The organism is Paenisporosarcina sp. TG-14, from assembly GCF_000297555.1.
GTDB classification, from domain to species: domain Bacteria; phylum Bacillota; class Bacilli; order Bacillales_A; family Planococcaceae; genus Paenisporosarcina; species Paenisporosarcina antarctica.
In genome coordinates, this window is the sequence record NZ_AMGD01000010.1 from 1 (window position 1) to 13,005 (window position 13,005).

Below are 13,005 nucleotides of genomic sequence, written 5' to 3' on the forward strand. Positions count from 1 at the left end.
TCGACTTAAAATGATAATCTACATAATTAATAAGAATATTGCAATTAATTGGATTATTTCATATTAATTAATCAAATAGTATAGGTCGTTTGATTCATATTGTTAGAAACGTCTTTCCTTGGTAAAATAGATTGAGCCAAAAAAAGGAGAAGGTTAAATGAACATCGTCTTAACAACATTGAACGCTAAATATATTCATACAAACTTGGCATTGAGATGTCTAAAAGCAAGTGTGCAGCCTGAATTTAATCCAACCATTTCTGAATATACAATAAAAGATCCTGCATTCAATATAGTTTCAGAAATTTATTTAAAGAAACCAAAGGTTGTCGGTTTCAGTTGTTACATTTGGAATATTGAAGAAACGATAAAAGTCGTACGTTTACTAAAAAAAGTGAGTCCTGAAACTATTATCGTTTTTGGAGGACCTGAAGTATCATATGATTCAAACTATTGGTTAAGACGCATTGAAGAAATAGACTATATTGTAATGGGTGAAGGTGAAATTTCATTTAAACAGTTGCTCTTCTATGTGGAAGGCAGTATTCCTCTACAAGAAGTACCTGGGATTTGTTATATGCAAGACAATAAATTCATGCTTCATCCACAAGGTCCAAAAATTGACCTACGGGAAATGCCATCACCATTTCGTTTTGAAGACGATATTCCTCATTTATCTAAGCGGATTACCTATATTGAAACGAGCAGAGGTTGTCCATTCTCGTGTCAGTTTTGTTTATCATCGATAGAAGTGGGCGTACGGTATTTTAATCGTGAAAAAGTAAAAGAAGACATCCGCTACTTAATGGCTCACGATGCAAAAATAATAAAATTTGTTGACCGCACATTTAATATTAGCCGCAGCTACGCAATGGAAATGTTTCAATTCTTAATTGATGAGCATCGACCAGGTGTTGTCTTTCAGTTCGAAATCACTGCAGATATTATGCGTCCAGAAGTCATCCAATTTTTGAACGATAATGCTCCTGCCGGTCTATTCCGTTTTGAAATCGGTGTCCAATCAACAAATGACTTAACAAATGAACTTGTAAAAAGAAAGCAAAACTTTGCTAAATTAACTCGAACAGTGACGATGGTGAAAGAAGGGGGAAAAATAGCCCAACATTTAGACTTAATTGCTGGGTTGCCTGAAGAAGATTATACATCTTTTAAACAAACCTTTAATGATGTATTTGCCATGGGACCTGAAGAATTACAGTTAGGTTTCCTTAAACTTTTACGTGGAACGGGACTACGAGTACAAGCTGAAGAGTATGGTTACGTATTTGTTGACCAAGCCCCTTACGAAATCTTTGCAAATAATGTTTTGAGCTTTGACGATATGTTACGAATAAAACAAGCTGAAGATGTTCTTGAAAAGTATTGGAATGATCATAGACTCGATAGAACGGTCGACTATTTGGTGAGTGAAACGTTTGAAACACCATTTGATTTCTTCCAAGATTTTGGAACGTATTGGGAAGAAAAAGGATGGTCACGGATTGGCCACCAACTTGAAGATTTGTTTAAACGACTTGATGAGTTTTTAATTCAAGATGGTCGTGCAGATATGACCGTAGTGAAAAGTTTGATGAAACTTGATTACTTAGAACACCACCAATTCCAACCACGCAAACCTTGGTGGGATAAAGAGATGGCAAAAGAAGATCAATCAGCAATTTATAGGAAAATTATTCAAAACCCGAATCTTGCTGGAAAACCGTTTGCCGAACTTCACCTTCATGAACGGGAAGTATATAAGCAAACTTTACTAGTCCCATTCTCTCTTGATTTAGATGAACTTAAACAAAAACAAGTGGTTTCAAAAGAAGGATATTTATTAACCTTCTTCAAACCTGGACAAGCCCCTCAATTTTCGTTTATTACAAAAGAGCAGGTATCCTGATTTCAGGACCTGCTCTTTTTTTCAACCTATTATCACACGTTCTTTAGGATAATGATATTTCGTCTTTGTGGTTCGACCACCGATTGTGAAGAGGAAGGATATCAAACCAACACGACCTACAAACATTAAAATCATAATAAGTGATTTGCCGAAACTCGATAATTCACTAGTAATTCCAAGTGACATTCCACATGTACCAAACGCTGATGTTATCTCGAAAACAATGGCTGTAATCGATAAAGTTGGTTCTGAAATTGATAATGCAATTGTTGCAAACAACACCATAAAAATAGCTAAAATGATAACTGCAAATGATCGAAACACGTCGATTAGTTGAATTTCTCGATTGAATATTTGTATTTCATTTTTCCCTCGAGCAAAATTAATTAAGAAAAGAATGGCGATTGCAAACGTCGTCGTGCGAATTCCCCCACCTACTGAACTTGGCGAAGCTCCTATAAACATCAATGCACTCATAAATACATTAGTACCTTGCGAAAACTCTGTTATATCAAACGTAACTAGACCACCTGATCGAGATGACACGGAGTGAAATAATGCTGTAAAAAATGCTTCATGCCATGACATTTCACGAAACGAATTAAACATTTCTAGAGCTAAAATTACAACCGTACCAACCAAGAGCAAAATTCCAAACGTTAGTGTTGTAATTTTTGTAAACAATGAAAAACGAAAATTCTTGTTTTTATTCGATAAAAAAGCTTTCACTTCGATTAAAACAGGAAACCCAATTGCACCTAAAATAATTAAAAACATGTTTATGATTTGCACAAAATAATCGTTATGGTAAGGAATCATTGATTCACCAGTGATATCAAACCCACCATTTGTAGTTGCAGAGACTGATGCAAACAACCCTTGTAAAAAAGCTTCTGAAAATGTGTCATAAAATTGAGTAAAGTACACAGTCAGAAGAAGCGCACCCACTAATTCAATGAGTAATAATAACCTTATGATTTCTATAATTAAGTTGACGACCCCGGACAATGAATGCTGGTTATGGTCAATCATAATTAATTGCCGTTCACGCAAACCTATTTTTTTCCCAATAAGTAACCATACGAACGTACCGAGAGACATGATGCCGATGCCCCCAAGTTGAAGGATGATCATTAACATGGCAATTCCAAAAGTTGTGTAGGTTTCTGATATGTTTAATACAGAGAGTCCTGTAACACTAACAGCACTTACAGAAGTAAATAAGCTATCAATAAAATTTACCTGAACTCCTTGTTGATGAACTCCAGGTAAATTTAATAGTCCCACTGATATTGCAATTGCTAGGAAATAATAAGAGACGATGGCTTGAACAGGTGTTAATTTTCGTATTCCACGAAAAATAGGATGCATAAAAAAATTCAAGTCCTTTCAAAGACGCTGTCGGTCATATGCTTATTCTAAGAAACTTTAACGAAAAAAGAAAGAGAAAATCTATTTTTTTACAAAAAAAAGTACTTCTCTTTTAAGAAGCACTTTAAATTAATCTGTTTATCGCATTATTTTCTTAGTATTTCTATTTCTATTTCTATTCTCATTTTTTATTATCTTTATTTGTGTTTATTTTTTGGATTTCATTTTATTTTCATCATTTTTTTATTTCTTTATTCGTGTGAATTTCATCTTTTTTCACTTTAGATTGTTGATTGGATTTAACGTCTGCTTTATATTCATTAGGTTTCTTTTGTTTATTTGATTCTTCTTTATTGCTAGGCTTTTTTATTTCCTCTTTATCTTTTTTATTTTTCATTTCAGACTTCAGAGTTCCCTTTTGATTAACCTCACTTATTGGTGCTGTTCTTTCATTTACAATATTTTCAGTGCGAGCTGGTTTTTTAACATTTTCACTTTCCTTACTTTGTGAATTGCGTTGTTTATTTTCCTTCGAATTAGTTTTTTTCTCTTTCTCCACTTCGAGTTCAGCATGGTATTGTCGAACAGAAATACCTTCTATTTTCGCAATTTCACGATCAGAAGTAGAAGCATTGATTACTTTTACTGCATTTTTTTTCGTCAAAATCTGACTGGTAGAAGTGGAGACTGCAGTTTCAATTACTTTTTCTAAAATTTCTTGATCCACTCCATTTTGATAAATGGCTGTAATATTAATCTTCTCATTTTCCTCCATGGATTGTGATTGATTAATAATTTGAAGCATTACCCATGACAGTGGTTTGCCTTTCCAAAAAGAAATATCACGTTTAAGCGCTACTCCATCTTCATTAAGGCCATTAAATAAATAAACATTTCCTTTTTTATTAATCCCAAGTTCTATACTTGGATTAATATCAATTTGCACAAAAGCGGAAACTGTTGATTGAGAAGGCAATAATACAAAGAATAGTAGAATGATTGTGGCAGCAATAGCAAACATTGGAGTTGTCCATTTTGTTTTAAATGCCATTTTTAGATTCTTCACTTTCTGATAAGGTCTAAATGATGCTTCTTGACCTACTTGGACAGAACTACAAATAGGAACTCCTTTTATAAAAAGTCCATCTGAAGTTAAAAAAATACTATAAGTAGCTTTTGTCTCAAACACAATTCCTTTTTGAGTATCCATCATGGCGTCCGCCCTTTTAAGTAATCTTTAATGTAATGCAAATCGCTTTTTAGTAAAATGACAAGTGCCACAATATACTTACGATGCCGTTCTAATGTTTTACGGGATACATGGACTAAACTTTCAAGATCTTTCATTGGTAATCTTTTTTTAGTTTGTAATATTTCATAAAACTCATCGTTTTCAACTATTATTTGAGCTATCTGAATAGCTGTTTGACGTGAATCTTCGTGTGAAGGAGAAACTTTAACTAATTCTTGGAAACTTAATCCAAAAGGTTTTAATAAAGATTCATAAACTTTAATTTGGTTTTTTCTTTCTTCTTCCTGCTGCTTCGCTGTAAATTGTTCAAATGAATGAGAAGATTCTAAGATTGCAAATGAATCCTGATACTCTTCGTGTTCAGCTGTCATTTGACCTAAACTAAATTCTTTTCTTTTAGATTCTTTACGAATATAATCTATCAGTTTACGCCGAATCAGCAGGTGCGCGAACGTTAAAAAAGAGGCATTCTTATTTAATTCAAAATGCTCGATGGCTTCATAAAAGGCATACATGGCAACACTATATTCATCATCTTGTTCGCTAATATAGCGTTTACATACAAATGAGGCTGTTTTTTTCATAAAAGGAGTATAGGCTAAAAGAAGTTCATGAAGAACTTCGTTGTCCCCATTTTTCGCTTGTATTACTAGTTCTTCTATATCGTTTTTTGATTGTTTCTTTGAAAATAGTCCTTGAATTGAAGCTAGTATCACAAGCTCACCCCGTTTTGCACAATAGTTAAGTCCTATCGATTGTACCGGGTTCTTGTAAAAATGAAAAGTCATTTTGCGTTTCATTTTGTTAACAATTTTTTTACGACCACGGAAAGATTTTTCAAGTTCTACAGACTATTCGAAGAGTTGCTATACATTTATGGGGGTAAATAAAAAAACTGTTATAAATCAATTCGATTTATAACAGTTTTTAAAATTTCTATATGTTTTTATTTCAATAAAATATTTTATCAATTTTCCTTCTAAGTCAATGTTATTCTCTTGATTTCTTTCTGAATTTCGTCATCGCTAAAGTATTACGATTTTTCATTCGTCCAGCGTATAACACACCTACAGTTACTACAATTATCATCGTCCATGCAATAATCGGATTAGCATCAAAGTATTCTTTTAAATAAAAACGTTCATGAGTAATCATTCTAGCTGCTGTAAAGGCTAATACACCAGATCCAATATAAATAATGATTGGGTATTTATCAATGACTTTAATAAATAGAGTACTTCCCCATACCATAATGGGCACACTAATAATTAACCCTAATACCACCAATATGAAATTCCCGTGTGCTGCCCCTGCAACAGCCAGTACATTGTCTAAACCCATGATTGTGTCTGCAACAATAATCGTACCGATTGCTGACCATAAGTTTGTTGATGCTTTATGGTCTTCTATTTCACTGTCTTCAATTAACAATTTATATGCAATCCATATTAGAATAATTCCACCAGTAACTTGTAAGCCTGGAATTTTTAAAAGCCAAACAATCGCCAGTGTTGCTAGAATTCTTATAACAACTGCCCCGACAGTACCCCAAATTATCGCTTTCTTGCGATGATGTTCTGGTAAGTTCTTAGCAGACATCCCAATAACAATTGCATTGTCTCCTGCTAAAACTAAATCAATCATAATAATTGATAATAATGCTACTAAAAATTCCGTTGATAATAATTCCATAATTCTCTCCTTTAACCACTATTTTGAAAACAAAAAGACCTCTGCCTATAAAAGGCAAAGGTCTCGCTAAGCTCATTATTTAAATGGCTATCATAGCCGATGGCAAATACCATGTATTGACGACTATGAAGTAGGTTTCCCTATAGCTACTCCCCTTTGACAAAAGTCAAAGTCTATTAAGTTTTCATGTTTTTTAATTATAGCATACTCGCTAAAGTTGTAAACAATATACTAGTTAATTTTAATATGATATTGTTCCTCTTTTTTGTGTAAATTATAAAATGCAATCATTGACGGCAGAGAAGAAATAAAATCGGCACACTCAATCCCACTATCCTTTAATAACGTATCAGCGAATGTGGTGTCAAACTGTGCTTCCCAAGTTAAATAATCCAATGTTTCTTTTTCCACCCCTAATCTTTTTCTAAAGAAATGTAATTGAAGACCTGTTTTTGCAACCGCTAGTGGTATTCGTCCTTGAGGCAATTTCCCTGTCACTATTAAGACCATTTGGCGATACACTTCTTCTACTGGATGTGGGTTTGGATCGGTTATATGAAGAGTCTTTCCAGATGCTTGTTCATTGTCACAACTATAAACTACTGCTTTAATTAAAAAATCTATAGGGACTACATTAATAAATGATTGAGACCTCCCGACATATGGTATTACTGGAAGTTTTCTTAAATTATCAATCATATTGATGAAGAAGTAAGGACCATCAAATTTAATCGTCTCTCCTGTAACAGAATGTCCTCGAACAATTCCCGGTCGAATAATAGTTATTGGAATGATTTTTTTCAATTTTTCAACGAGTACTTCTGCCTCGTATTTTGTCTCTTCGTAATAATTTTTAAATGCCTTTGGTCTAATCAATTCTTCTTCACGTAATATGCCTTCTCGTGTTCCGGCTACATATGCCGTACTAAAATACATATATCTTGTTATTTCCGGTAATGTTTGGACAAAATTATTCACCATATTCGTACCATGAACATTCACTTTCCAAGCAGCAACTCTAGGTACAGCTAAATCATATAAGGCTGCTAGATGCCAAACAGTATTAATTTCTTTATATAGTGGTTCGAGATCATTAGGTGAAATTCCTAAGTTAGGTAATGTGATATCACCTTCGATTAATCTGATCTCTACATCGAACGGCACGTTCATGCTTTTTTTGACAATTTCTTTTCCAAGTTTCATTTGAGAAGGTAAAACAACTGCATAGATGGTATTAACTTTTTTTTGATTAATCAATTCTTGCATGATTTGTCTAGCAATAAAACCTGGAAATCCAGTAAATAGTGGTGTTTGCATATAATCTCCTCCGAAACTATCGTTAATTGAATAATACAAAAATAATTATAAAAAAACAACGTCTATTTTTTAAAAATAGACGTTGTACGTTATTATTCTTCTTTTTTTGCATGTCGACGCGTTTCTCGGTCGAATAAACTATAAATAACAGGAATTACGTAGAGCGTTAATAACGTCGAACTAATTAGCCCACCAATGACGACAATTCCCATTGGTTGATTTATTTCTGTTCCTTCACCAATTCCAATTGCTAATGGTATTAACGCAAGAATTGTTGTAAGAGCAGTCATTAATATAGGTCTGACTCGATCACGAACGGATGAAACAATGGCTTCCATTGAAGAATACCCTCTATTTTTACGTTGATTAATAAAATCAACTAACATAATTCCATTATTAACAACAATCCCAACAAGTACTAATAAGCCAATTACAGCTGTAATGCTTACTGGTGTTTGGGTAATAAACAAGCCCAATGCAACTCCAATAATCATTAGTGGCACTGAGAACATAATGACAAATGGATATTTAAACGATTCAAACTGAGCTGCCATTACAATATAAACGAGCACAATCGCAAGCATAACCGCAAGTAACATATCATTAATTGCACTTTCAAAAAGTTCTCTGTCCCCACCAAAAGTAATATCTACTTCTTCAGGCAACTTTAATTCTTCAAGTACTTTATCAACTTGTTTAGACATCTCTCCTAGTGAGTATGTTGATTCATATTTTAATGTAAAGTTTACTGAACTCGCTTGATCAACTCGTCGAATAGAAATAGGACCTTGCGCAATTTCAATTTTGGCTACATCTTGAAGTTCAACAAACTGACCTGAAGGCGTACGTAATTTTAATTTTTTGAGCTGTTCAATGCTACTACGATCCTTTTCGTCGTATTTTACAAATACACCGTATACATCATCATTTTCAGAAATGATTTGTGTAGCAAATGCTCCACGCGTCACAGTATTTACTGTTTGTGCAATTTGAGCTGGAGCAAGTCCGTTTTCAGTTGCTGCTTCTCTATTAATAGTCATTTGAATTTCATCAATCGTCTCTTCCAAATCATTCGTAATTTCAGTGACTGACTCAAGTTCACGTAATGATGTTTGAATCTCAGTAATGGCTTTTTCTAGTCGTTTATTATCTGAATCTGTTGCTGTAAACGATAGAGAATTTGGTGTAGAACCTGCAGCTGTTTGTAAGTTAAAATTAACCTCTGCTTGTTCTCCCACAATTTTTTTCACTTCCGGTTGAACTTCATCAACAAATTCAAATACAGATCGTTCTCGCTCTGCTAATGGAACTAGCTTCACATACATTTCTGCTCTATTGGCTTGGGATGATCCTTGTGACTGCCCTTGCTGAGTTCCACCAATTAGACTGACGTATACATCTACTTCATTTTCTTTCTTTAATATATCTTCTATTTTTCCTACTACTTCTTTCGTGGCACTCACTGAAGAGCCATTTTCTAACTCCACATCAACACTTACAAATCCTTCATCTGTCGCAGGAAGAAATTCAGTACCTACTTGGAATAAACCAAATGCCCCTGCTCCTAGCATGACGGTTGTGATTAATATGACAATGAGTCGATGCCCAAGTGCCCATTTTATCGTCCGTTCAAAATTATTATAAGATTTTGAACGTCTTCTCTTCGCTTCAGAGTTTCCTCTAGGTTTTTTTAACATTCGACTCGCTAGCATTGGTATAACCGTCAAAGCCACTACCAAGGAAGCAAGCAAACTAAATGATATCGTTAACGCGAATTCTTTGAAAATCTGACCAATTAATCCAGTAATGAAGATTACTGGAACGAATACCGATACTGTCGTTAAAGTGGAAGCCGTAATTGCACCAGCCACCTCTTTTGTTCCTTCAGATGCAGCGGTTTTTGAGTCTTTACCCATTGCCAAATGGCGTTCAATATTTTCGATTACGACAATTGCATTATCGACCAACATACCAATTCCTAATGCAAGAGCCCCTAATGTCATAATGTTAAGCGCAAAATCGGCAAAATACATTAAAACGAACGTTACAATGACCGAATATGGAATGGCGATTCCAATAATAATAGGACTTTTAATTCCACGTAAAAAGACAAATAGCACCAACATAGCGAAAAGGCCACCGAAGGCAAGAGATGAGCCAATATTACCAATAGCTAGTTTCACATAATCACCTTGGTCAAATAATATATCTGCTTCTACCCCATTAAATTCATCTTTTTGTAATAGTTCATCGAGAGACTTTCTAAATGATGTTGAAACATCGGCTGTATTTGCACCAGATTCTTGTAGGACAGACATCAATACGGCTGGTTGCTCATTCGCTCTTGTTTCTGTTGATGTTTCTTGCTCAGTTAATTCGACCTTAGCTACGTCTGCAACAGTTACATTTTCCCCGTCTAATGGGTTGACTGTTACAACAAGATTTTCAATATCTTCAACTGTTGTTAATGTGCTCACAATTCGAGTTGTTAATTGCTTGCCATCGTCTGTTTCAATTGGATCCCCAGGAAACGAAATATTGTTAGCTTGAATTAATTGTACAATATCTGATTGCGCTAATCCTTTTTCTTCAAGTTTTTGTTGATCGAGCAATATCTGTACTTCTTCAATTAACGCTCCAGAAACATTGACACTTGCTACTCCATCCGTACGACGTAATTCTTTTTCTAACTGTTCCGCAATTACACGGACGTCTCCCCCATTTTCGGGTGCACGAAGAGAAAGTTGTATGACTGGAAACTGTGCAGGGTCAAATTTTAAGAATCGGGGTTTCTGTGAGTCATCTGGAATTGGTGTTTGATCAATACGTTGCATGATATCCGCTTGCACATCTTTAATATCAGTCGTCCAATCAAATTGTAATAATATAAAGTTTGCACCTTCTTGAGAAGAAGATTGCAAAGTTTTTATGCCAGGTAATGTTGATAAACTTGTTTCAAGTGGCTTTGTCACTTTTTCACTTACTTCAGTAGGACTTGCCCCAGGATAACTAGTCACAACAACACCAATTGGTGGATTCAGCTCAGGAATCAAGGTGACAGGAATTTTAAAGAATGATACTGCTCCTAAAATGATGACTAAAAACATAATAACTGTTGTAAATACGGGGCGTCTTATTGAAAAATCGCTAATTTTCATTTAGTAAATTCCTTTCCTACATAAACCTTTATATCTATAATATGCGTTACGCCCAGTTACTTCAAATATGAATCGTCCAAAAAGTTGATATGACACAATATTGACAATATTTATCCAATGATACAAAATGTGGACTCTCAATAAAAGACAAAATGGCAGAAAACAAACCTAATAAAATAGGTTGTACAATATATGACGTTGGTGATATAAAATCCCCTTTTCGATAAAACAGGAGAAAGGGATGGAATTTCACTAATGTCATTTTTTTTAAAATATCTATGAAACTAAAAAAAGCCTGATACACGCTGATTTCCGTTCCGAGCGGACGCGTTCCGTGGGGCGTGCGGTGAGGATGCTGAAGCCGTGCCCGCAGAAAGAGTCCATCTGTTTCTGTTTCTGCATCGCTTTGCTAGCTTCGAAACATGAAAGTGAGCTGCATCGCTACGCTAGCTTCGAAACTTGAAAGTGCGCTGGAAAGTAACGGGATACTTGACTAATCGTAAGAAAAGACTGTCCAGAAAGTCAGTTTTACTGACTTTCTGGACAGTCCCGTGACAAATAAATTAATCAATTATAGCCGACTAAAATTCTTCACCAACGTCATTTGACAAAGAACCATAAAATAGGGTGATTAGAATCTTTTTTTCATTAAGCAGTGTTTTTCAGTGGCATCCACAATACGACTGATTTTTTATAACAAACTATACAATTCGATATTATTATTTTTATCTAGGAACCAGCGCATGGCAAAATCATTCTCAAACAAAAAGACATATCGATCATATCGATCACGTACGAGCATGCTTCTTGGACTTGACATAGATTCTTTTACATCGCTTTCATTTTGAATCCAACGTGCAATTTTGTTCCCAATAGGTTCCATTCGTACTTCTACGTTATACTCATTTTTCATCCGATATTCGAATACTTCAAATTGTAGTTGACCAACAGCCCCTAGTATCACGTCTTCCGTGTGTAGAGTTTTATAATATTGAATCGCACCCTCTTGTACTAACTGCATAATCCCTTTATGGAAATGCTTAGATTTCATGACATTTTTCGCTGTAACACGGACAAATAATTCAGGTGTGAATTGTGGTAACTTCTCGTAATTAAACAATCTCTTACCACCCACAATGGTATCGCCAATTTGATAACTTCCCGTGTCATGCAATCCTATAATATCTCCAGCTACTGCAACCTCAACTGTTTCACGATCATCAGCTAAAAATTGTGTCGATTGAGTTAATTTAAAGGTTTTACCGGTACGAGATAATGTGACGGTCATTCCACGTTCAAACTTTCCTGAAACGATACGGACAAATGCTATACGGTCACGGTGAGCTGGGTTCATATTCGCTTGAATTTTAAAAATAAATCCTGAGAATTCATCTGAAACTGGATTGATTACTTCTTCTGCATCAGTTTTACGCGGTTGTGGTGTCGGTGCAAATTGTAAATATGTTTCTAAAAATGTTTGTACACCAAAGTTTGTTAAAGCACTTCCGAAAAAGACAGGAGTCATTTTTCCAGTCCTAACTTTTTCATGATCAAAGTCATTTCCCGCTTCATTCAATAACAGAATATCATCTAAAGCTTGTGTGTAATAAGAAGTTTGTTTCATCGAATGTTCGCCGGCTAATCCACCATTTTCATCTAAGGGTAAAAAGCGGTCTTTTTCTTCAGTACGGAATTGCTCAATACGGTTATTATGACGATCATAAATACCTAAAAACTCTTTCCCCATACCAATAGGCCAATTCATCGCATACGATTCAATACCTAGGACTTCTTCTAGCTCTGCCATTAATTCAAGGGGTTCCTTGCCTTGACGGTCTAATTTATTAATAAATGTAAAGATAGGAATTCCACGTAAGCGACATACTTTAAATAATTTAATCGTTTGCGCTTCTATTCCTTTTGCAACATCAACAATCATTACAGCACTATCAACCGCCATTAAAGTACGGTATGTATCTTCACTGAAATCTTGGTGACCTGGTGTATCTAAAATATTGATGCGGAAATCATCATAATCAAATTGCATAACAGAAGATGTAACTGAAATTCCACGTTGTTTCTCAATTTCCATCCAATCTGATGTAGCAAACTTCCCTGTTTTTCTAGCTTTTACTGTTCCAGCGTCTCGAATGGCACCACCAAAAAATAGCAGCTTTTCTGTCATTGTCGTTTTACCAGCATCAGGATGAGAAATGATTGCAAATGTTCTTCTAGCTTGTATTTGGTCTTGAACTTTTGGCGTCATGATTGGGTATTCTCCTTCTTTTTTTCCTTTACTATCATATTGA

Annotated in this window: 8 protein-coding genes; 1 reads left to right on the plus strand and 7 read right to left on the minus strand. The window is 34.9% G+C overall.

Annotation, left to right across the window (positions count from 1 at the left end; all coding sequences use genetic code 11):
• The first annotated feature begins 157 nt into the window (after window positions 1–157).
• Window positions 158–1,906, plus strand: coding sequence for a B12-binding domain-containing radical SAM protein (locus C406_RS0104270; protein ID WP_017379357.1), 1,749 nt, complete (start codon window positions 158–160; stop codon window positions 1,904–1,906).
• 21 nt (window positions 1,907–1,927) lie between these two features.
• On the opposite strand, the gene C406_RS0104275 is transcribed toward C406_RS0104270, so the two are convergent.
• The 7 genes from C406_RS0104275 to C406_RS0104305 form a co-directional block, all read right to left on the minus strand.
• On the minus strand, window positions 1,928–3,277 hold the full coding sequence (locus C406_RS0104275; RefSeq protein WP_017379358.1) for a TrkH family potassium uptake protein: 1,350 nt from the start codon (window positions 3,275–3,277) through the stop codon (window positions 1,928–1,930).
• A 235-nt stretch (window positions 3,278–3,512) separates the two neighbouring features.
• A complete protein-coding gene (locus tag C406_RS0104280; RefSeq protein ID WP_155966695.1) occupies window positions 3,513–4,487 on the minus strand; it encodes an anti-sigma-I factor RsgI family protein in 975 nt (324 codons plus the stop codon).
• Window positions 4,487–5,245, minus strand: coding sequence for an RNA polymerase sigma-I factor (gene sigI / locus C406_RS0104285; RefSeq protein ID WP_017379360.1), 759 nt, complete (start codon window positions 5,243–5,245; stop codon window positions 4,487–4,489). Before sigI ends, C406_RS0104280 begins: the two co-directional genes overlap by 1 nt.
• A 274-nt stretch (window positions 5,246–5,519) precedes the next feature.
• Window positions 5,520–6,221, minus strand: a complete 702-nt coding sequence (locus C406_RS0104290) for a TerC family protein (protein WP_017379361.1) — start codon at window positions 6,219–6,221, stop codon at window positions 5,520–5,522.
• A 231-nt stretch (window positions 6,222–6,452) separates the two neighbouring features.
• The gene (locus C406_RS0104295) at window positions 6,453–7,538 is read right to left on the minus strand and encodes an SDR family oxidoreductase (RefSeq protein WP_017379362.1); all 1,086 of its coding nucleotides are present in this window, start codon (window positions 7,536–7,538) and stop codon (window positions 6,453–6,455) included.
• A 92-nt stretch (window positions 7,539–7,630) separates the two neighbouring features.
• Window positions 7,631–10,696: an efflux RND transporter permease subunit gene (locus C406_RS0104300; protein WP_017379363.1), complete on the minus strand. Its 3,066-nt coding sequence runs from the start codon at window positions 10,694–10,696 to the stop codon at window positions 7,631–7,633.
• Window positions 10,697–11,387: 691 nt separating this feature from the next.
• Window positions 11,388–12,962, minus strand: coding sequence for a peptide chain release factor 3 (locus C406_RS0104305; protein ID WP_017379364.1), 1,575 nt, complete (start codon window positions 12,960–12,962; stop codon window positions 11,388–11,390).
• Window positions 12,963–13,005 lie beyond the last annotated feature (43 nt).